The organism is Vibrio ordalii ATCC 33509, assembly GCA_000257205.1.
GTDB lineage: Bacteria > Pseudomonadota > Gammaproteobacteria > Enterobacterales > Vibrionaceae > Vibrio > Vibrio ordalii.
This window is the reverse complement of record AEZC01000041.1, coordinates 1-22,583: the sequence shown is the minus strand read 5'-3', so window position 1 is coordinate 22,583 and position 22,583 is coordinate 1. Positions and strand designations below refer to the sequence as shown.

Genomic DNA, 22,583 nt, shown 5'->3' with positions numbered 1-22,583 from the left:
GGGTATAAATAATGGGTTTAAGTTGATCAATCGGCCAGCGAGGTGTTGCCTGCACCGCTAAATCGACTGTTTCACCATTTTTTAAACGCTGCATACCCGCATAAGCAATCATTGCACCGTTGTCGGTACAAAACTCAGTACGCGGGTAATACACTTCGCCACCGATTTTTTTCGCCAGTGCGCCAAGCTCAGCACGTAACTGCTTATTGGCACTCACACCACCAGCAATAACAATACGTTTCATGCCCGTTTGCTGAAGGGCGCGTTTGCACTTAATCACTAAAGTGCCACACACCGCCTCTTGAAAGGCGTACGCAATATCCGCTCGGGTTTGCTCATCATTATCATTGGCCGCAATCGTATTGGCTGTAAATGTTTTTAAACCAGAGAAACTCATGTCTAACCCTGGTCGATCCGTCATCGGACGCGGAAACTTAAAACGCCCTGGCGTTCCTTTTTCAGCCAAACGAGCCAACAATGGACCCCCAGGATAATCAAGCCCCATCAGCTTCGCGGTTTTATCAAACGCCTCACCGGCCGCGTCATCAATAGACTCTCCGAGGATCTTATATTCACCAATCCCCTTTACTTCAACCATCATGGAATGACCACCGGAAACCAGTACGGCCACAAACGGAAACGGAGGCGGATTATCTTCAAGCATCGGAGCTAAAAGGTGCCCTTCCATATGGTGAACAGGCACCGCTGGCACATTCCACGCATAAGCCAAACTACGGCCAATCGTCGCGCCAACAAGCAGCGCACCCACTAAACCAGGACCGGCGGTGTAAGCCACACCATCAATATCCGCAGGCGTCAAATTCGCTTCAGCCATCGCTGCTTTTATCAGTGGAATGGTCTTTTTAACATGGTCTCTAGAAGCAAGCTCCGGCACCACACCGCCGTAATCGGCGTGCAGTTTTACTTGGCTGTACAATTGATGAGAAAGTAAGCCTTTCTCTTCGTCATAAATGGCGATGCCAGTCTCGTCACACGAGGTTTCAATACCAATAATGCGCATAATTTTCTCAGCACGCTTTCATCAACAATTGGAAATGGCCGCCATGTTACCCCGCCTTGGCTTCGTAAACAAATTTTGTACAGACTATAATCGACAAAGTGCTTTACAAAGCTATTGCGATCGGATTAAAATTCCGCACCATTTTTGATCAAGCTGATAACCGAGCAAACAGACAAGAAATCTTGTGGTTTAAGCCTCAAAATATCAGCGTTAACGAATAACCCCTGAGGTGAAAGGCATATGCCAATAGTTAAAGTACGTGAAAACGAACCGTTCGATGTTGCATTACGTCGTTTCAAGCGCTCTTGCGAAAAAGCAGGTATCCTTTCTGAAGTGCGTCGTCGTGAGCACTATGAAAAACCAACTACCGTTCGCAAACGCGCTAAAGCAGCAGCTCAAAAGCGTCACGCTAAGAAGCTAGCTCGCGAAAACGCACGTCGCGTTCGCCTGTACTAATAACCTTTTTCCATTAAGGAACGAGCGTTATGGCTCTAATTGATATCCTCAAAGAAGAGCAAAAATTAGCGATGAAAGCCAAGGATAAAGTACGCCTTGGCACTATTCGTTTAGCCTTATCCGCGATCAAACAACGAGAAGTCGACGAGCAGATCACTCTGAACGACGACGATATTCTTGCTGTGATGGTAAAAATGGTTAAACAACGTCGCGACTCTGTCGCTCAATATGAAGCTGCCAATCGTCAAGATCTCGCAGATGCAGAGCAAGCAGAAATCACTATCCTTGAGGCATTTATGCCTCAGCCGTTGAGCGATGATGAAGTGAGCGCATTAATTGATGATGCAATCACACAGTCCGCTGCTGCTGGTATGCAAGACATGGGGAAAGTGATGGCTGTTTTGAAACCGCAAATTCAAGGGCGTGCAGATATGGGTAAAGTCAGCGGATTAGTTCGAACTAAACTCGCTTAAATGCCCGCATCAAATTGCATCAAGCCGTGCTATCCTCTGGAACGCACGGCTTGTTTGTATCTAATTATTCGTTTTGGTCTTTTCTTTTAGGTTTTATGGCAGGACACATCCCTCGCAGTTTTATTGATGATCTCCTTGCTCGACTTGATATTGTCGACATCATAGACGCACGTGTAAAACTTAATAAAAAAGGCAAGAACTATGGTGCTTGTTGCCCATTCCATAATGAAAAAACACCCTCATTTAGTGTAAGCCAAGAAAAACAGTTCTATCACTGCTTTGGTTGTGGCGTGCATGGCAACGCCATCGACTTCATGATGGAATATGAACGCCTTGAATTCGTAGAAGCTATCGAAGAATTGGCTTCTTTTGTTGGGCTAGAAGTTCCCCGAGAGCAACGCTCTAGTGGCCATTTCTCATCAGCCCCTAAAGCCAATAGTGAAGAAAAACGCACCCTTTATGACTTAATGGGCAGCATTGCGCAGTTTTACCGTAACCAACTCAAAGTTCCGGGTAATCGTCATGCCATCGAGTACCTAAAAGATCGCGGTCTTTCTGGCGAAATCGTACAGAAATTTGGTATTGGCTATATTGCTGACGAATGGGATTTAGTGCGCAAAAACTTCGGCCAGCAACAAGAAAGCCAAGAGATGCTCGTCACTGGCGGCATGTTAATCGAAAATGACAAAGGCAACCGCTACGATCGTTTTCGTGGGCGCATTATGTTTCCCATTCGCGACCGCCGCGGACGAGTGATCGGCTTTGGTGGACGCGTTACCGGTGATGGAACGCCAAAATACCTAAACTCACCAGAAACCCCCATTTTCCATAAAGGTAAAGAGCTGTATGGCCTATACGATGTCATGCAAGCCTATCGTGAACCCCCACAAGTATTGGTGGTTGAAGGTTATATGGATGTGGTGGCACTGGCGCAATATGGGGTGGACTACTCGGTTGCTTCGCTAGGAACCTCAACCACTGGCGATCACCTACAACTGCTTTTTCGCCAAACCAATACGGTGGTCTGCTGCTATGATGGTGACCGAGCAGGGCGAGAAGCGGCGTGGCGCGCACTGGAAAATGCGTTGAGTTATCTCAAAAGTGGCAATATTCTTAAATTCCTGTTTTTACCTGACGGTGAAGACCCTGATAGCTACATCAGAACCCATGGAAAAGCAGCCTTTGAACAGTTAGTGCAAGATGCTGAACCCTTATCCAAATACCTATTTACCAACCTACTGTCACAAGTTGATGTCGGTAATAACGAAGGGAAAGCGGCGCTTGAGGCGCTGGCATTACCACTGATTAATAAAGTGCCAGACACATCTCTACAAGCACAATTGCTCAAAATATTAGGGCAAAAAACTGGGATTTATAAAAAGCCATCACTGCCAGAATCAGACAAACACCGCTCACAGCCACACAAAGAGCTCAAACGCACACCGATGCGTGAAGTGATCGCTTTGCTTATTCAAAATCCAAGCTATGCTGAAATGGTGCCTGATATTTCCAGCGTTCAATCCTTGCCCATACCCGGTTTAAGTTTATTAATTGAGGTACTTGAGAATTGTCAAGCGTACCCCAATATTACTACAGGCCAATTACTTGAACACTGGCGCGGTAATAAAAACGAGCCCCTTCTGTCTCGTCTCGCAAGTTGGGAGATTCCACTTGTTGAAGACAATCAAGAAGAACTATTTTTAGATTCATTGGACAAAATATTGGCTCAATGCATCGAAAAGCAAATTGAAAACCTGCAGGCAAAAGAAAGAAGCGTCGGTTTATCAGCCGAACAGAGACGGGAGCTTCAAGACTTAATGAAAGACTTGAAAGCGTAACCTAGTTTAAATAGTCAGCAATGAATAAATTTGTTAGTATATGTGGTTTGCATTTCGCATACTAATTCCTTCACCAGATATGAAGTTGGATACCGTCTATGGATCAAAATCCGCAGTCACAGCTAAAACTACTTGTCATTAAAGGCAAAGAGCAAGGCTATCTGACCTACGCCGAAGTAAATGACCACCTACCAGCCGAAATCGTAGATTCCGAGCAGGTAGAAGATATCATTCAGATGATCAATGACATGGGTATTAAGGTGGTAGAAACTGCCCCTGATGCCGATGATCTTGCTCTAAATGATGATAACGCAATCACCGATGAGGATGCTGCTGAAGCCGCAGCCGCTGCATTATCCAGTGTAGAAAGCGAAATTGGTCGTACTACCGACCCTGTGCGTATGTATATGCGCGAAATGGGTACCGTAGAACTGCTGACTCGCGAAGGTGAAATTGATATCGCTAAGCGTATTGAAGATGGTATTAACCAAGTTCAACGCGCAGTGGCTGAATATCCAGGCACCATTCCATACATCTTAGAGCAATTTGACAAAGTTCTTGCTGAAGAACTTCGTTTAACAGACCTGATCTCAGGTTTTGTTGATCCTGACTCAGATGCAACGAACGCTCCAACAGCAACCCATATCGGTTCAGAACTTGCTAGCGCTGACCTTGCTGATGAAGACGATCTCGATGATGATGAAGATGGCGATAGCGAAGATACTGACTCTGAAGAAGAGACAGGAATCGACCCTGAGCTTGCGCTAGAGAAATTCACCGAACTACGCAACAAGTATCAAAATCTTCAACTCGCGAAAAACGAACACGGCTACGAGAGCAACAAAGCCGCTCAAGCCACCGAGTTGATGTTGGATATTTTCCGTGAATTCCGACTCACGCCAAAGCAGTTTGACTACCTAGTCAACAAACTTAGCACCTCAATGGATCGCGTTCGTACTCAAGAACGTCTGATCATGAGAGCTGCGGTCGAATACGGTAAAATGCCTAAGAAATCATTCATTGCCCTATTCACTGGCAATGAATCAAGCGATGCATGGTTAGATGAAGTTATCGCTTCAGAAAAGCCTTATGCAGAAAAAATCAGACAGCAAGAAGAAGACATTCGTCGTTCAATTCATAAATTGAAAATGATCGAAGAAGAAACGTCTTTGAATGTACAAAACATTAAAGACATCAGCCGTCGCATGTCTATCGGTGAAGCGAAAGCTCGTCGAGCGAAAAAAGAGATGGTTGAAGCAAACTTGCGTCTGGTTATTTCTATCGCGAAGAAATACACCAACCGTGGCCTGCAGTTCTTGGATCTTATCCAAGAAGGTAATATCGGCCTGATGAAAGCGGTAGATAAGTTTGAATACCGCCGTGGTTATAAGTTCTCAACTTACGCCACTTGGTGGATTCGCCAAGCTATCACACGTTCAATTGCAGACCAAGCACGTACGATTCGTATTCCAGTGCACATGATCGAAACGATCAACAAACTGAATCGAATCTCACGTCAGATGCTGCAAGAGATGGGCCGCGAGCCTCTGCCAGAAGAATTGGCAGAACGCATGCAAATGCCAGAAGATAAAATTCGTAAAGTACTGAAAATTGCTAAAGAGCCAATCTCTATGGAGACACCTATCGGTGACGACGAAGATTCGCATCTTGGTGACTTTATCGAGGATACAACCCTTGAACTACCACTTGATTCTGCTACTGCCACCAGCCTAAGAGCAGCGACTCGTGACGTTCTTGCTGGCCTAACTCCTCGCGAAGCGAAAGTACTGCGTATGCGTTTCGGTATTGACATGAATACCGACCACACGCTAGAAGAAGTTGGTAAGCAGTTTGACGTAACGCGTGAGCGTATCCGCCAAATTGAAGCGAAAGCACTGCGTAAACTGCGTCACCCAAGCCGCTCTGAAACATTGCGCAGCTTCCTAGACGAGTAATCGCAACCTATCCAATCTAAAAGGTGAGCACAAGCTCACCTTTTTTGTATCTCATAGTTTAAGTGGATAAAAACTAAGCGCATTTACCCTATTTTGCGGGTAGACACTCATAACTGCATCCCCTATAATCACACACCTAATTTGGCCCCTTAGCTCAGTGGTTAGAGCAGTCGACTCATAATCGATTGGTCCCCAGTTCAAGTCTGGGAGGGGCCACCAAATTCTAGAAGGTTAGTAAGCGTAGTGTTTACTGACCTTTTTTTGTACCTGACGATTTTGGTTCAGCTAACCCCGATCACGCACTCTTCTCTGAATACAAAAAGGCGCAGCTGGATGATATCTGCTACGCCTTTTATTACGCTCACTGTTATTAAATTAAGCCATCGGTAAATAGACCGGTGCTTGCACAACAAGCCAAAGTTGATCCATTACCGACTGCGACACTACTTACTCGCGATTGCTTCAAAAGCGGCTTCAGCATCAACCATTCCACCCGAGATCGATAGCGCACTGAATGGAACAAGCGTTTCAGGTGATGATGGTTTTTTCACTAACAGCTCAGGATAACGACGGGCGCTATCAAGTAATAGAGCTTTGAGTTCTACTGCGGAGAGCTCTGGATAGCGTGACCACACCATAGCGGCAACGCCTGATACTACAGGTGCAGCCATACTCGTACCACTATAGGATGCGTAGTTATTGCCTGGCGTAGAAGAGAGAATGCGATAACCGGGTGCAAAGATATCAACCGATTTTTGGCCATAATTACTAAAACTGGCGACGAAATCTTCATTCGCGTATTTCGCTGATGCCCCTACGTCTATCCAAGTTGAAATAGGTGACGATTCGTAAGTATCGGCAAAACGATTAGGGAAGCTTGGTTTACTATCATTATCACTTTCGCTATTGCCTGCAGAATGGATGATTAACACACCTTTGCTGGCCGCATAACGAAACGCGTGGTCAACTACAAATTTACGTGGTGAATAGCTTTTACCAAAACTCATGTTGATGATTTTTGCGCCATTATCCACCGCATAACGCACAGCGTTGGCAATGTCTTTATCGCGCTCATCACCATTAGGCACCATACGCAACGACATGATTTTCACATCTTCAGATAAGCCGTCAATACCGATACCATTGCGACGCTCTGCCGCAATAATTCCCGCCACATGCGTACCGTGTGATGCATCAGGCCCTTTTACATCATTATTTCCATACCCCTTTTCCCAAGGATTGCTGATGTCATCTAAAACGATATCAGCACGAGGATCAAACTCAAGGTTGTAGTAGTAATCTAACGCATTTTTGTATCGGCTATGTCTGGATGCAAGGTAGTCAAACGAATACCAGTCGTCGAATAGTGTCAACAACGCTTGAGCAGCGGAGACAACTTCAGGGTTCGGATGTGACAGTAAAATGAGCAAACCTTCGGCCGTAAAATCTTTATGCTGAGTCAGGGCTGAGATTTGCGATTTATATTGATTCGCTTGCTCAATAGCATCAGTGACCTGCGCGAGCAGGGTTTGGTTACTCTGAACCTCGGCTAGATATTCCGTTTCTATTGCTTGGTAGTAAGCACGTTTTTGCTCAGGTATCCAATCATTGCCTTCTAATAAATCCAGGTATTTTTTGTACTCACGCGTCAGCTCTAATGTATCGTAATCCACATTGATACCAAGCGAGTTGCCTAAGAAATTCCAACCATACACATCATCAATATAGCCATTACCATCATCATCAATGCCATTGTTTGGGATTTCTCCCGCATTAACCCATAACTTGTTCTTTAGATCTTCGTGTTCAATGTCCACGCCCGAATCTAACACCGCCACGATAACAGGCTGAGGTTTAAGAGGGGGCATTAAGGATTCATACACATAATCCGATCCAACCCCTTGGATAGAGGAATAGTTAGCCGAGAGATTAAACCAATCACCTCGCCGTTCTGCGGAGCTACCCATGGTACGCATCATAAACCAATGAGGAATGACGGGCCTTGGACGATGATCTTCAATGATGTTGCCTTTTATGTCTTTAATAAAAGGCGAATTCATTGGGGTGGGTTCCACACTGACGTTTGCCGAAACCGATGCTGAAACGAGTATTGCTGCAGCAAGAGCAGAATATTTGTATCCTTTATTCATTTTATTACATCCTATTTAATGCGCTTAGAAAGCGACCAAAAAGATAAAACGCAATACAATGAAAATCATTCACAACAACAATAAAACCATACATCCATCTCACTATTGTGAATGCTTTGTGCTGAAAATTTGATCTAAGCACCATTGATACAATGGTGAATAGAAACTCACAAGATATTGATAAATCTATACTTTAACGACATAAGGACGAACATTAACAAGTAAGATTCGATAGACGGCATCTCAACTTTCAGGCTTGAATCCTAGCGATGGAGTAGAGATAAACACCGTCTAGATTTTACTGGCTTTGACTAAATCGAATAATCGAAAACGATGATCTCTTCGAGCAAAGGACGAAAGATATCCTTTAGCGCGTTATGCTCTGGATGAGGTAGATAATTTTGGCGTGCTTGCTCATCGGTAAATGTCATTAAAACGCTGTGAGTATAACCTTGGTTTTTACCTTCAGGGCTGTCGTTCACGCCCCACTCAACAGCGGAGACCCCCTCGATTTTCACTGGCATGGCTTCAAACAGCGACTTGAGCTGTTGAATGTCGGCAGGCTGAGCTTGTGGTTTGAATTTGATTAATAAGATATGGCGGATCATTGTTCGCTCCGTTTCTGGACGTAGAATTTCTTTTCATAAAGAGGGATAGCGCTGGCTCACTGGTGCTAAAGCTGCTGTGCTTAAAACAATAAAGCGGCACTCAAGATTTGAAGCGCCGCTTTATTGATTAAATGGGCTACAACCCTAACCAATATTGACCGATGAACCACCAATAATTACGCCACCACAGTCAACGGCATCGCCGACTCGCGCGGCGGGCTTGCCATCAATCATAACGCTACCCGAGCCGCCTTTAATTGCACGCGGGTGGCTTGGGTTTTTCGGCTTGTCATGAGGCTCTAGCGGGTCGCCCTGCCTTGCCACTGCTTTGCCATCAATTTTTACCGTCGGTGACCCAGCGGTGATCGGCGTAGGAGGAAAACCATCATGATCGGATCCGATATCTCCTACTAATGCACCATTTGCCATTGATTTGCTCCTTATCAGATTCGTTGATTAAGCTTGTTGCGATGTTGTTTTTACCCTAAGGATTTAGGTAGTTTATGCTTTTGCCGTGTAGGCTATGAATTTGCCATTAACTTCGATGAATTTCGCTATGCAGAAAGGCGACATATTCATCAAAACCACAGTAAGACCAATAGCGCACCACCATAAGTACAGACGAATTAGAAAAAATCAATCGAGGTTTCATCCAAAAATAGATTAGGCTTAATGTCTTTTACAAATTCAGCTACTTGTTTATCCATTTCAGCCTGTTCCTGCTCAGTAACGAGAATTTCAAACACAGGTTCACCATTTTCATCAGCTAAAGGAATCCCATCTTTATCATGTACAGGCTCCTGAGTAATTAAACGCGCTAATTTTTCTTCGCCACCTAATGCTCCTGTTAACCGGTTGTAAAAATAGGCCTTTTTAGGGTCTGGTTGAAGAATGACATTACCATCACGGTCTTTTTCACCTACTCGATAGGCAAGGTATAGCGTTCTCGCCGCTTCCGCATAACCTAATTCGATCGCTTTATTAATCCATTTCATGGCTTCATCATAACCAATGGTATTCATCCGATAATAAAGTGTTTCCATTGCTGGTGCATAACCTTGATTGGCGGCAAACTCGATGTACGGTAGCTTGCCTTCAAATGCATCCCAATAGATATTGTGATCTAAGAATCGATAGCCCCCATTACGAGTCCCTCTAATAGCAATCTCTTGATATCGGTTCTGACGATAAAAAGGGATATATTCCCACCAATCTCGGGTTGTAGAGCTATAAGCAAATTCAGCTTTACCATTACCGTTTTCAGCCAGTGCTTTCCATCCCTGCTGGGCTTTCGCTAACCATTTCTGATCACAGGGCCAACCAAGGAACTTACAAGGATTATTCGCATAAATATTCACATCACCCAGAACTCCCATCGCCCATGGGTCGCCCATCTCCGCCGCTTTTAAAAAAGTATCTCCCGCCTCAAAGTGCTGGCGGTTTTTGTACTGGGTAACGCCCAACCAAAACGTCGCATAAGCACTGCCATTATCCGATTGCTGCTGAAAAATTTGCTGCGCTTGTTGATACTCTTTTTGATTAAACAGACGAATGCCCTGCTCAACAGGCTCCAGAGCCCAAACGGCGCTGTGTAGTAACATTAAGCAGATAACGATAATTTTTTTCATATTTATTTCTCTGGTAACCAGTTAACAAGTCGATAGCCCTTGGTTTTTAGGTATTCAAGCTGCGCCGAGTCACTAGCAGGCAGTGCGGTATAGTCGGTACTTAAACGGGCTCGGCGCGCAGAGCTCAGCGTGGTTTTTTCTAAAATTTTACTTTGCTCTGTTAACCGCAACATCGATTTTCGAAATGATCGATAATCACGGTGTACCTCATCCATATATGTGGCTTTATTTGTATCTTTCGGATTTTCATACGGTTGAGAAAAGGCTTTGCTAAAGAAGTCACGTAAATTCAACACATTTTTTGCATAACGTGGCCACTGCTCTGCTTTATCCAATTGAGTCGGGTCTGCTAGACTCATGCGCTGCAGCGCATTTTCAAAACGGCGCATACCACTTTGATTGGCTTTTTCGCCTCCTAACCACTGCAATATTTGGTTGATCGCCTTACGCTGATTTTCATTACGAGTAGCCATCATATTTCGCTGTTCACGCTGACTCTGGAATATCGCCATACTAGGAATATCATTGTAATGGATCAGTACCGACAATAGCTTGGCTAACGTTTCTGCGGGCATATTGGCGATCCATTGTTGGTTTTCTCGCTGATGCTCCTTCGAAAGTAAAAAGTTCGCCACAAAATAAGCATTATCTTTATCACTGGCTTGCTTTTCCATATTGCTGATGATGTTAAAGGGTAACATCATCACTTGCCCAACCGTAAGACCAAAAGCCGCCGCCACGGTCAATATTGTGTTAAACGCAGCAAAGGTATTCACCTCTCCTGATTCATCGAAAAATTCAAAACGTTGGAAGCCCGAATTTTGCATCACCGCGAGTAAAGCGGCGAAAAAATCGTTCGCAGCCGCTGGGTTAAGTTCGGTGGCAAACTTACCCCCAATCCCCAGCCCGGTACTGGCACCCAGCGCCGTGATAAAAATAAAGCGGCCATTTTGAAAAGTGCATTGCAACACACCATCATAGCCAATGCCTAGGCTCATTTTAAAATCTTGGCTGACTTTAAACAGGTTTTGCGGTGGCGATTTTTGATCTTTTGTCCAATCGTATTTGCAGCTCAACATACCGCCCGCTTCGAGCCCAGCAAAGGCAGAGGCTTCCGCCTTAATACCAGCTCCAATCGCATTGTCATTGCTGCCGCGTGTACCCAATGATGATACAGCGTAAGAGCTGTAATCGGCGCGACTTGGTACCGTCCCCTTGATACCAAGTGGCTTGACTTGTTGGGCTCCAAATCCTGCACGAGCTTCTTCGATATTGCCAATATGCAGCTCCGTCCCCAACTTAAGGCTGGCTCCTAATACGCCATAGACTTTGCCCTCAATCACCAAGACGGCCGTGCCTATGTTTTTGATTCGACGTTCGTTACTCTCTCTGACACGATACGGAATATCTAATGGTAAGGATCCCGAATTAGGGAATCGTATCGTGAAGCAGCGCTCAGCACTGGCTAATGAAAAACCAGCATTCAGATCGATTTTCACCAGTGTGGAGGAATCGGCTTGGATCAGTTCATGATCAACTTTTGCCTCAGCGCTGTAAACATAACGGGCAAACTGTACACCACCGCTGGTTTCGTAAGCAGTATTAATGCCAAACATTTCATTTTCAAAACGTTTTGTTTGCCAAGGAAACACAATGTCTTCAACGTTAGCCCAAGTTGCGGTTTGCTCAAACTTCAGACTTTTCAATACCGATTCACTGCCCAGTGCCTTTTTGAGTCCTGCCGTGATTTTGCCTTTCTCCCGTGCAGCTAATGTCGCTAGGTTTAACGAAATCACCGAAGTACATTTTTTATTTTCAGCCACATTGGAAGAAAGCACAGGGCTATCAGACAAGATATAAAGCGCGGTCTTTGGATCGGAAGAGAGGGCACATTCCACTACGGTTCGCTGATTAATACCACTATTGGCAAAAATCTGGTTATTGAGGTTTTGGGGTTGCCAGTGAGTTTCGCGGACCAATACCGTACGGGATGAATCATCCCAAACTGGAACATCGCCGATAAAGGTAATGTCTCTTTTCAAGTAATCCCAGTGGGGGGAGTTGACATTTTGAGTGGCCAGTGCCAAGAGACTTTCACGACGTTGCTGCGCCGCTTCCGCGTAGCGCAATAAACTTTTAACGTATTGAGCGTACTGCGCATTCTCCCCAAACCGCTCAGCAAAATTTTCTACTCGCAGCGCGGCCTCTTGCAGTAAAAGCAAGTTCAGTACATAAACGCAATAATACCCCATTGAACTATCAATGGGCGTCTGCCGCTCAATGCTATTCAACAGTTTTTGTAAATCAGCAATACTGGCGCGCTGCTCTTTAATCGCAATCCTTACTTGCTCTACCTGCTCCCAGCCTTTAAAGAGTTGATCTTCCGTTAAGCACTGCTCTTTAAGTACCGTACCCGTCTGATTCAAGTGATACACCGCAGCATAAAAATCAGGATTCTGCAGTCGGTTATCACTCTTGGTACTAGTGAAAAAAGCCTTAGGGTTCCAATAGCCTCTTTGACTCATTAGACGATTTAAAACCGTATGCGCAGTGCCTTGCCAATACTGATAACTTTCATACGCGGCTTTTAATGAGGGTATCGCGGTAGAAATGGTTAAATCTGCACTGTCGATATCGTCACATAACCCAAGCTTTTTACGTTCTTTTTTGATGGTTTCTAATGCGTTATAAATTTCAAGCTCAACGTTTGAGGTGTAATAGGCATGCTTATCAGAAAATTGGTAATGTTTACCTTGCTCCTCAAGGCTCGTTTTGGCAGCAAAATCCATCGCCTCTTTTTCAAAGCGTTGAATGCTTTTTTCGAGCTGCTTTATCAGAGACTTCTGTAATTTTTTGAGTTGTGCAACTCGGTGATTCTCAGCTCCGGCAATCGCATCTTTAGTTAACATTATTTCTCCCATCATTCCTCCGATGGGAAGCCAGTTTTAACCTTGGGAACGTTGTTCAATATCACGTAATGCGTCTTCATATCGTTCTTCAATTTTTTGCTGACGTGAATTGATACTACTGAGCCCTATACGCTCATTGTCTAAAGGAAATTGCAGGACATCGTTTTGGTAACAGTAGGATAAGGCCATGTGTTCCAACAGCGCTTCTCGGTAATCCTTGGCTTTTTGCTCATCAATATGCTTTAAAAACGCTTCATGGGCGATGCTATTGAATTGATCCATCACCCCCAGTTTAGTGAGCTGTTTAAGAACGGTTTCTTTATCCCCTTGCAAAGCGGCCTTACAACGCTGGTTATCTTCAAGCACATATTTTTTTGCCTCTTCGGTAAGCAATATCAGCATCTGCTTTCTGGTATTCGGATGCTCAGGAACATATAAAGCATCGACAAATTGCGGAACACTGCATTCAGAGAAAGTAAGCCGATCATTGGATAAGATTTGCTTAGCCTCTCGCTCACCACTAGCCAAATCGTAGACTTCCGGTAAAACCAAAGTATTACCGTTGTAAATGAGATCAATATCTTTGATCTGTTGGGCATTCAACCGCTGTAAAGTCTTGATATCGGTATTGTAACGTTTGGCTAATACAGAGAGCGTATCACCGGGTTGAATTATATGAGAGCTCATTGCAATAATTCCTCAATAAGTGCGCTAGGAAGTGAAAGCGGAGTTTGCTGGCTATTGAAACGGGTATGTTGAACGTTCTCCATCCCGTACTCCTGAGAAATAAGCGGTGATAAATAAGCCGAACGAGCAGCGCCTAAAACAGCATTAGTGACCGCCTCATCACCATATTTTACGATAACTGATAGAGTGTAAGGAGAATAAAAGCGCAGCAGAAATAAACGCCCATCCGCGCTTAGCGCGGTAATGTTATTCTGCAATGAGGTGACAATATCGTTGAGCTCTTGGTTATCAGAATATACGAATATCACGGCGCTCGTTGCCCAAGTTTGGTCATTTTCCCACAACTGCCATAAAGGATCATCTGGTGTCACTTTGACCCAGATGGGGCTGTTTTCCAATTGTGGTTGCCACTCCGTTCCCAAATAAAGAGGCCCCCACTCGTTATTGTCTTGTGTACAAATTTGTTTGGCATCGGTCACTCTAAGTGCATCAACCACAAGCAAATATTGGTTATCATCGCTCTTCATCAGACACACTCACAATTAGGTTTTGGACAACTGCCATCAGCCTTCTTTTGACATAGCTCTGTGATGGGTAAATCTAATGTAGCCAACGCTGGTAATAGGCTGGTCATTGATGCAGAAATTGGAGCAAGCAATATTTCATCCGGCGCACTTGGCGCTGCCAACCCCATCGGCAACGCCGCTACAACACCGCCATACCCCGAGCCGCTGCCTGCGCTGCCGCCGGAGTTAAGGTTGATCGCAGGCCCGACTAGGTGCACGCCGCCGCCATCTACTTTGATAAAACTGCCCGCAGCTTTAATGGTGATCTCATTACCCGCATCTAACACCAACTTATTGCCTGCTTTAAGGTGCACTTCATTTCCTGAGTCAAAAACCGTTTTTTCACCGATTTTTTGGTGCAGTGAACCACCCACTTCAAGGCTATGATCTAACGCTATTTTCTGACGGCTTTCGCCCTCGACCGTTAGGTGTTGGTTATTTTTGATGTGGCTGAACTGGTCATTATCCACTGTCAGGTGTTTATCGTGTTTGATGTGTTTGGTGGCATCATTAAGCACTAGCGCTTCATAGTCTTTTTGCGCGTGCAGGTAGATTTTCTCTTACCCTGCTTGATCTTCAAAACTCAGCTCATTAAAGCCTTCACCTTGATGGGTTTCACTGCGCAGTACGGTTTTGGTTTTGTTATCTGGCAGTGTGTAGGGCGCTTTATTGGTGGCGTGATAAGCGCGGCCTGTGACGATAGGTTGATCCGGATCACCATTTAAAAAATCGACAATCACTTCATGGCCAATTCTTGGGATAGCCATCATGCCATATTGGCTACCCGCCCAACCTTGCGACACCCTCACCCAACATGAACTGTGTTCATTGCCGTTGGAATATCTGTCCCATGGGAAATGCAGTTTAACGCGGCCATACTCATCGCAGAAGATCTCTTCGCCATCGGGGCCAACCACATGGGCGATGCATGGGCCATCCACTTGCGGCTTCGTGTGTGGTGTTGCGCGCCACGTTACATCGGCCGGGATCAAGGTAAATTGGTTACTGTAGGTCGTTGCACCACTACCGCCAGACTCTTCTAATGCTTGCGGCTGCCGGCCTTGATGGTTTACTTGCACCACAACCCAATCTCGGTTCGCGCTGTCGTCTAAATGCTCGACCAAATCAAACAGGGTTCCGGCTTGCAAACGCGCTTCATTGCTTTGATCTTGTGCAGTACGCGCCTGCCTTCTTAAGTACTCTAAACGAATTTGGTTAAACGCTTTGCCGCTCTCATCGTCTTTAAAGCGGCCCGGGAAATCAAAATGTTCATAGTGGGTCTGCTGGTAATCCATCGCGGTGCCGAGTGCACTTTGCTTAAAACCGTAAGTCGGTTTTTTAAAGCTGTAATCCGCCAATTGGCTTTCCGCCACTTGCGATTGCGTGTGGCTGATTAAGTTGGAAATGTAAGGCGTGTCAGCGATACCACCGGACAGCACATTGTAAGGGATCGGCGTATCAAGCTTCGTTAAGCTTTGGCTGTCGTCACTGAAAAAGAGAGTGTGTTTACCTTCTTCATGAATAAGGTGATAGACCAAGCCCTCTTCGGCGGCTAAGCGGTGTAAAAAGTGGATATCGGTTTCACGGTACTGTACGCAGAATTCGCGCTGAACAGATTCTCGTTTGAGCGAGAAGGCATAGTCGTCAATGCCCATCTCTTGCAGCACAATGGAAAGAATTTCAGGTACGGTTTTAAGCTGGAAGATGCGGCTATTTTGGCGCAGCGACAAGCGCTCTAATGCAGGCACCAAAGTGAGTGAGTAGAAGGTGTGATGATGACCAATATTGCCTTTACTGAACTGGCGCACGATGCCATGCACGCGCTGCACCACGCTACCATTCCGGAAAACCGTTAGCTGAGCTGTTTTGTCGACGACCTCGGCTGCACTCAAAATAGATTGACGGCTTGCGAGCTCAATGTGGTAACGAAACCCATAACAAGGCTCGCCATTGGCCAGCGCACTCTCCGATAAGGATTCTTGTCCTTGGTATTCTCGCACCACAAATGCATCGTCGGCGAGCCCGTCAACCTTTAACGTAAAATTCAGCGTGGCCATCTTCCATCCTCTTTACATTAGAAACAGCAAAGCCTTAAGCAAGTCACACTCATTGAATGTACTTTGCTTAAGGCTAAAAAAGGTGGCTGGCCGGATTGGCTTTGCTTACGCAACATCAGCCAGCCACCCAAATCAAAGCTTACGCTTCTACTGGTTTGCGCCAGTCATCTGAGCCTGAAGTACCCGCGTTCACGTGATCCCACAGGATTTTACGGTAAGACATAGAAACCGTAACGTTTTGTGTGAAGTCGCCGTTTTTTGGATCTTGGCAGTGTGGCATTTCGCAATGAATGTCCACGATAGACGCGCTTTCGAGTTTGGTCGTGAAGAAGTTCTCTTGCTTACCTTCGATAGAGGTACGGTACCATTTTAGCTCAACCGATTTCATCTTCTCGCCAGACGCCAACGCGTTATAAAGCAGAGGAACCGCTTTGTTGAGCGCGACGGTGAATTTGAATGGTTTGTGAACACGTTGACCAGAAGGCTGACCAGATTGTGGGTCAGTCGGTACAGTCACAACGTGGTCAAACATTTGAACCAACATTTGATCTTCATGACCTTCAACGAACGCATCGCCGATAGAGTCAGTAGAAAGAGCGCCTGCAGTAATCAGACCCTGAGTTTCGCCTTCGATAGAGATATAACATGGAGTTGGCATGACTTAATCCTTATTTAGTAAGAAAAAGCGATGGAAATTGCATCGCGTTATGTATCTTTCTCATAGCAAATGAAGTGCCAAAACAAAAATAGTTATATTTCAATAAATTAGATAAAGCCTCTTAATTTTCGAGCAAGAACTTGCTCATCCGGGTAGAAACTTGCTCGTATCAAGCAAGTTTTCGCTGCTATTTCGCAATGCGTCATTCTGTATCGCTTTCCCCAATCTAGCCACAATCTGCGGTAGATAACCTGAGCTACCTCCACTAGAATGCGGATTGAACACATTTTTACTTTGGTTGTATGCTCAAACTATCTAACACTATTGAACTGGCAGACTGGGAAATCGAACTGACTGCGATTCGTGCGGCCGGTAATGGCGGGCAAAACGTCAATAAAGTTTCCAGTGCTATTCACTTACGTTTTGATATCAGGCGCTCAACATTGCCGGACATCTACAAACAAAAATTACTCGAAAGACCAGATTCCAGAATGACCAAAGAGGGCGTTATTGTCCTCAAAGCGCAATCTCACCGCACCCAAGAACTGAATAAAGAAGATGCCCTCAAACGTCTCAAAGAGATTATTCTTTCTGCGATGGTGATAGAAAAAACACGCCGGGCAACCAAACCGACAAAAAGCTCTCAACGTCGGCGAGTTGACGAGAAAAAACGAATCGCGGCTAATAAATCACTGCGCGGTAAAGTTTCTTTTTAAGTGAACAGATGGGAAGCAAAGATAAAGAAAAGGGATAAGGATGACACTCTCGCGCTAGAAACAGCAACGGGAGCAAGAAGCTCCCGTTTATTCCAGATCAGCAAAACAAAGGTTCAATTGACATCTTTGTATTTTGTACCGCCCCTATAAGCTAACACCAAATAAGCAGCACCAAAACAAAATCAGTTCATTTTGTGAGCAGAAAATGATTTATTGTTGCTAAAAAATCATTGTTGCATCCAAGATTCTAGTTCATCTCCAATTTGAGACGGATTTCATTAAACTGTAAAAAAAGAGCCATCAATTACTCACTTAATCGCAGCCAGATTGTCATCTTCCCTCTCTAGCATAAGCACAAAGCATAAAATGCGAGGTTGCTATGCTCACGATAAGCCCTTTTAAATTACCCAGAAAAACGCCGTTTGGACTAGGTGAACACTTCACTGAGTGGGCTACAGGCCTTACTCGTTTAGATAAGTTTTATGCACAACGCCCACCCCATTGTGATACCGCAACATTTTTGCGTTTTACGTTAGAGGTATTGGGTATTGACTATCAAGTGGTGAAAGGATCATTAGCTCAAGTGCCCGCTCAAGGCGCGACAGTCGTTGTTGCAAATCACCCACTTGGTTGTGTGGAAGGCGTTATTCTGGCTGAGATGCTGCTTTCAATTCGCTCTGACGTGCAGATATTGGCCAATCACTATTTAAAAACCGTACCAGAGTTAGATTCGCTGTTTATTGGTGTAGATGTTTTTGAAGGCAAAGCAGCGCAAAAAGCGAATATGCAAGCCTTGAGAGCCGCCAATAAACACCTTGCTCAAGGTGGGCTACTATTGATGTTTCCAGCAGGTGAAGTGTCACAACTGGTTGATAGTAAAACTCAGAGACTGGAAGACAAACAGTGGAGCCGTTCAGTCAGCCGACTGATACAAAAGCATCAAGCAACGGCATTACCTGTGTTCATCAACGGGCAAAATTCGAAACGCTTTTACATGGCTGGAAAAATCCACCCGCTATTAAGAACATTAATGTTGGGCCGTGAACTGCTCAATAAAAAGCATCAGCGTATCGAAATTGCTATCGGAGATGCGATCAATCATAAAGAAATCCAACATCTGTGTGATGAAACACTGGTCAACTATTTAAGACTCAACACCTATCTTTTAAGTCACATCAGCCCGGCCAAGCGCAATAAAACCAGTGATGAAACATTGCCACCAATCGAGCCACGACTCCCCTTAAGCGCTTTATTACACGATATTGAGCAGCTTTCTTTTTCTGATCATCTATTAAGGCATAACGAATTCGATGTGTACTGCACCAGCGCAGAAAACATCCCCTCGTTACTGCACGAAATAGGACGAGTGCGAGAGCACAATTTCAGGCTCGTAGGTGAAGGCACAGGCACGGCGCTCGATATCGATCAATACGATCGCAACTACCTGCATCTTTTTATTTGGGATCGCGAAGCGCAAAAATTGGTCGGAGCTTACCGCTTAGGCTTAGTTGATCGCATTGTGCCCAGAAGTGGTATTGCAGGTTTGTACTCACGAACGCTGTTTCAGTATGACCAACGTTTTCTCAACACCATAGGCAATGCGATTGAAATGGGGCGTTCAGTCGTCGATATCGATTATCAAAAAAGCATGGCTCCGCTATTGCTGCTTTGGAAGGGAATCGCAACCTATGTGCACCGAAACCCGCACTATACGCACCTATTTGGACCTGTAAGTATCAGCAATGATTACAGTGAAAGTGCGCGCCGTTTATTAGCCGACACAATGACGCAGCACTACTACAATAACCAACACGCCCATTTGGTAGAAGCAAGTAACCCACTCCCAAGTCAACAAGCTCCTTGGAATGCCAGTTTATTAAGCGCGCTAGCTGATTTACAACTGCTTTCAAAGGTGATTGCTCGCTTAGATGAAGGAAAAAGCGTACCGGTGCTACTGCGACAATACCTCGGTTTAAATGGCAAGTTAGTCAGTTTTAACGTAGATCCTGACTTTAATGATGCACTCGATGGTTTAGTTGTGGTCGATTTACGCAACGTTCCGGTGCGCAGCTTAAGCCGCTACATGGGCACCAAGGAAGCATACGAATACCTCACCCATCACGCACTTTAACCCTGTGGTTCCGGTTGTTTATACCTCCTCCTTTTAGGAGGAGGTGATCCCTCTTGTTAGTTTACTTCTTGCACCAATCGCACGATTTAATCAAATTGCACATTTAGCTCGATACTCTATAATATTACTGCACTTACAGACTTGGAGCTTAACCATGTACACATTAACAGCAAATGATGCCAAACGTAATTTCGGTGAACTGCTTCTAAACGCTCAACGTGAGCCAGTTAAAATTAGTAAAAACAATAAAGATGCCGTTGTTGTGATGTCGATTAGAGACTATGAAGAACTTGAAGTCATGAAAGCCGATTACATAAAACATTGTTTTGAGTCCGCAAAAGCAGACTTAGCCCAAGGCAATGTAGTTAACGGTGAAAACTTCCTAAACGCGTTGTAAGCAAAAATATGCACAATAGTGAATATAAACTAAGTAAATTAGCACAGGCTCATTTACATAAAATCAAAAATTATACTGTTACAAACTTTTCCGAGATGCAGTGGAACGCATACAAAGACACTCTTCTTACTGGGTTTCAGATGCTCGCTGACAACCCAGCGGTAGGCAGAAGCTGCAACGATTCATATCAAAATGGTTTTTACTTCCCTATAGGCAAGCATACGGCTTACTTTACCAAGGAAAACAGTTTTATTTTGGTCGTTGCAGTCCTTGGACAATCGCAATTGCAACAAAACCATCTGCGATAATTATCACACCCTAGCATATTGAGTTAGGATGCAATTTTGATTGGAAAACTAACACATTCCCCAGATTACAGTGAAAGTGCGCGTCGTTTATTAACCGACACCATGACTCGGCACTATTACCAGACCCATCACGCGCTTTAACCCTGTGGTTCGGGTTGTTTATACCTCCTCCTTTTAGGGGAGGTGACCCCTATAACATTCCAACATTAGCTACGCTAACCACTAGAAAAACTGCAGATAAACATACAAAATTAAAAACTATCTTTAATGTGATTTTTAAAATAAAAAGCAACATAACCGCATGAGCTATCCAATACCCTATAGATTTCACTTGCTGTATTCTTGTTTATGTTTAATAGTAGTAAACATAGAAAATAATAAATTTGGTTTGTTGTATGAAAAAGAAAGTATTTGGAATTGAAGTGCCACCAGAAGCTAGAGAAAACGAACTTTCTCGGTTACCACAAGATCTATGGTCAAAGGTTAGCCCTAAGCTCTGTGGCTTTAATTCTAAGGGCGATTATTTATCTTGGGATGAATTCATTACTAGGACCCCTCAACTAAAGGATCATAAAGAATCTGCGTGGCATCTGCTAAAGTTAAAAAGAAACCTTGAAGTTATTGATAAGCTTTTTGTTTATAAACCCAAAGGTGAGATAGCTCTAGCCTTATATAGCATTTCTTCGTTAGTCCATAAGATTCACAAGATTGAGCGTTTATCTACGTTAAAGCATTTAAAGCTTCAAGATAATGACTCTCATCGATACTTAACTACTAGCCTTATCATGGAAGAGTCTATATCAAGCGCTCAAATGGAAGGTGCAGCTACTACGAGACCTGTAGCTAAAGAACTATTATCTTCAGGCCGTGAACCTAGAGACTTCTCTGAGAAGATGATCATCAACAATTATCGGCTTATGAAGTTTGCCAAAGAATCGATTGATGAGCAGTTAAGTATCGAACTCATCCAACAATTTAATCATGTGGCCACTCTAGAAGTAATTGAGAATGATCATGTAGCTGGCATGATTCGTGAGGATGCAATAGCTGTAAGAAGTGTTGTTGATGGTGAGCTAATTCACCAAGCTCCTGACGCAAAAAAGGTCAGACTGCTACTTCAAAACCTATGTGATTTTGCCAATGAAGAACATGAAGGTGCCGAGTTCATCCACCCAATGGTTAAGGCAATTATCTTACATTTCATGATTGGCTACATTCACCCGTTTTCAGATGGAAATGGTAGAACGGCGAGAGCATTGTTCTATTGGTTCATGCTGAAAAGTGGTTATGGCAACTTTGAGTTCATCTCAATATCATCATTACTCAAAGGATCGATGAATAGGTACGCTCGAGCATTCGTTAAAACTGAAGTAGATGAGTTTGACTTAACACACTTCATTGATTTCAATATGGGGATCATCATTAGGGCGTTAGAAAGCTTTACAACATTCATACAGAAAAAGATTGAAGAAATTGAGAAGACTCGCCTAGATCTTCATAAATCTCCGTACTTTAGTCAATTTAGACACCCACATATTACGATTATTAAGAAAGCGCTTGAAGATGCTGGTCGTGAATTTACGGTTAAGGAATGGCAGGTGGAATTTAACGTTACAGCAGCGGCTTCAAGAGGTTACTTGGATAAGTTGGTAGACCTAAATCTTCTGATTAAAAACAAAGAGAAAGGTAGTAGACAGTATAAGTACCTATCGCCTAGGAATCTAAAAGATAGACTTAAAATAAGCTAGGAAGTCTTAGATATGTTCACTGTAGTGAATTGGTAAAGTTGGCCAAACAGTTAGATAAAGAAAAATAAGTCAAATATCGCTTTGGTGAAGTATGTGTCGAATCAGTTGAAACAAGGAAAGGGGACAAAAACTGTTTTAACAAACCACATCGATTATCATAAATGGCTTACTCCCAACGCTCACAAAACTGATTCCCTCCCCTTTAAGGGGAGGGTTAGGGTGGGGTGAACAGCCCATCCTAGCTGTGGGAGGACAATAAAGGTAAGCGCATCATAAA

Annotated in this window: 16 protein-coding genes, 1 tRNA gene and 2 pseudogenes; 10 read left to right on the top strand and 9 right to left on the bottom strand. The window is 44.2% G+C overall.

What is annotated here, in order from left to right; all coding sequences use genetic code 11:
• A partial coding sequence (gene tsaD / locus VOR_RS16645) for a tRNA (adenosine(37)-N6)-threonylcarbamoyltransferase complex transferase subunit TsaD (RefSeq protein WP_010318221.1) occupies positions 1 to 1,021 on the bottom strand: 1,021 nt, incomplete at its 3' end.
• A gap of 240 nt (positions 1,022 to 1,261) precedes the next feature.
• Between tsaD and rpsU the strand changes: the two genes are divergently transcribed.
• The 5 genes from rpsU to VOR_RS0102805 all read left to right on the top strand — a co-directional run bounded on the left by rpsU (position 1,262) and on the right by VOR_RS0102805 (position 5,962).
• Positions 1,262 to 1,477, top strand: a complete 216-nt coding sequence (gene rpsU, locus VOR_RS0102825) for a 30S ribosomal protein S21 (RefSeq protein ID WP_004396009.1) — start codon at positions 1,262 to 1,264, stop codon at positions 1,475 to 1,477.
• 29 nt (positions 1,478 to 1,506) lie between these two features.
• Positions 1,507 to 1,950, top strand: coding sequence for a GatB/YqeY domain-containing protein (locus VOR_RS0102820; RefSeq protein WP_010318215.1), 444 nt, complete (start codon positions 1,507 to 1,509; stop codon positions 1,948 to 1,950).
• A 95-nt stretch (positions 1,951 to 2,045) separates the two neighbouring features.
• Positions 2,046 to 3,788 carry a DNA primase gene (gene dnaG, locus VOR_RS0102815; protein ID WP_010318214.1) on the top strand — a complete coding sequence of 581 codons (1,743 nt, stop codon included), beginning with the start codon at positions 2,046 to 2,048 and terminating at the stop codon, positions 3,786 to 3,788.
• 98 nt (positions 3,789 to 3,886) lie between these two features.
• A complete protein-coding gene (gene rpoD / locus VOR_RS0102810; RefSeq protein ID WP_010318213.1) occupies positions 3,887 to 5,743 on the top strand; it encodes an RNA polymerase sigma factor RpoD in 1,857 nt (618 codons plus the stop codon).
• A gap of 143 nt (positions 5,744 to 5,886) precedes the next feature.
• Positions 5,887 to 5,962 (top strand) — tRNA-Ile (locus VOR_RS0102805).
• Between the two features lie 224 nt (positions 5,963 to 6,186).
• Here the strand turns inward: VOR_RS0102805 and VOR_RS0102800 are convergent.
• From VOR_RS0102800 to VOR_RS0102765, 8 genes and pseudogenes are all read right to left on the bottom strand, one after another.
• Positions 6,187 to 7,893: a S8 family peptidase gene (locus VOR_RS0102800; RefSeq protein ID WP_010318212.1), complete on the bottom strand. Its 1,707-nt coding sequence runs from the start codon at positions 7,891 to 7,893 to the stop codon at positions 6,187 to 6,189.
• A gap of 311 nt (positions 7,894 to 8,204) precedes the next feature.
• Positions 8,205 to 8,501 carry a Dabb family protein gene (locus tag VOR_RS0102795; RefSeq protein WP_010318211.1) on the bottom strand — a complete coding sequence of 99 codons (297 nt, stop codon included), beginning with the start codon at positions 8,499 to 8,501 and terminating at the stop codon, positions 8,205 to 8,207.
• 144 nt (positions 8,502 to 8,645) lie between these two features.
• The gene (locus tag VOR_RS0102790; RefSeq protein WP_010318209.1) at positions 8,646 to 8,930 is read right to left on the bottom strand and encodes a type VI secretion system PAAR protein; all 285 of its coding nucleotides are present in this window, start codon (positions 8,928 to 8,930) and stop codon (positions 8,646 to 8,648) included.
• Between the two features lie 197 nt (positions 8,931 to 9,127).
• Positions 9,128 to 10,129 carry an SEL1-like repeat protein gene (locus VOR_RS0102785; protein ID WP_010318206.1) on the bottom strand — a complete coding sequence of 334 codons (1,002 nt, stop codon included), beginning with the start codon at positions 10,127 to 10,129 and terminating at the stop codon, positions 9,128 to 9,130.
• A gap of 2 nt (positions 10,130 to 10,131) precedes the next feature.
• Positions 10,132 to 13,725: pseudogene (locus tag VOR_RS17660) on the bottom strand (LysM peptidoglycan-binding domain-containing protein).
• Complete coding sequence (locus VOR_RS0102775) at positions 13,722 to 14,252, bottom strand: DUF4123 domain-containing protein (protein ID WP_010318201.1); 531 nt, start codon at positions 14,250 to 14,252, stop codon at positions 13,722 to 13,724. The pseudogene VOR_RS17660 and the gene VOR_RS0102775 overlap by 4 nt, the downstream one beginning before the upstream one ends.
• Positions 14,252 to 16,348 (bottom strand): annotated as a pseudogene (locus VOR_RS17655) (type VI secretion system Vgr family protein). Before VOR_RS17655 ends, VOR_RS0102775 begins: the two are co-directional and overlap by 1 nt.
• A gap of 139 nt (positions 16,349 to 16,487) precedes the next feature.
• Positions 16,488 to 17,006, bottom strand: coding sequence for an Hcp family type VI secretion system effector (locus VOR_RS0102765; RefSeq protein WP_010318197.1), 519 nt, complete (start codon positions 17,004 to 17,006; stop codon positions 16,488 to 16,490).
• 302 nt (positions 17,007 to 17,308) lie between these two features.
• Here VOR_RS0102765 and arfB point away from each other — a divergent pair, with 302 nt between their 5' ends.
• From arfB to VOR_RS0102740, 5 genes are all read left to right on the top strand, one after another.
• Complete coding sequence (gene arfB / locus VOR_RS0102760) at positions 17,309 to 17,722, top strand: alternative ribosome rescue aminoacyl-tRNA hydrolase ArfB (protein ID WP_010318196.1); 414 nt, start codon at positions 17,309 to 17,311, stop codon at positions 17,720 to 17,722.
• 379 nt (positions 17,723 to 18,101) lie between these two features.
• A complete protein-coding gene (locus VOR_RS0102755; RefSeq protein ID WP_010318195.1) occupies positions 18,102 to 19,853 on the top strand; it encodes a bifunctional lysophospholipid acyltransferase family protein/GNAT family N-acetyltransferase in 1,752 nt (583 codons plus the stop codon).
• A gap of 154 nt (positions 19,854 to 20,007) precedes the next feature.
• Positions 20,008 to 20,250, top strand: a complete 243-nt coding sequence (locus VOR_RS0102750; RefSeq protein WP_010318194.1) for a type II toxin-antitoxin system Phd/YefM family antitoxin — start codon at positions 20,008 to 20,010, stop codon at positions 20,248 to 20,250.
• An 8-nt stretch (positions 20,251 to 20,258) separates the two neighbouring features.
• The gene (locus VOR_RS0102745; RefSeq protein ID WP_010318193.1) at positions 20,259 to 20,558 is read left to right on the top strand and encodes a type II toxin-antitoxin system RelE/ParE family toxin; all 300 of its coding nucleotides are present in this window, start codon (positions 20,259 to 20,261) and stop codon (positions 20,556 to 20,558) included.
• Positions 20,559 to 20,953: 395 nt separating this feature from the next.
• Positions 20,954 to 22,306, top strand: a complete 1,353-nt coding sequence (locus tag VOR_RS0102740) for a Fic family protein (protein ID WP_010318192.1) — start codon at positions 20,954 to 20,956, stop codon at positions 22,304 to 22,306.
• Positions 22,307 to 22,583 lie beyond the last annotated feature (277 nt).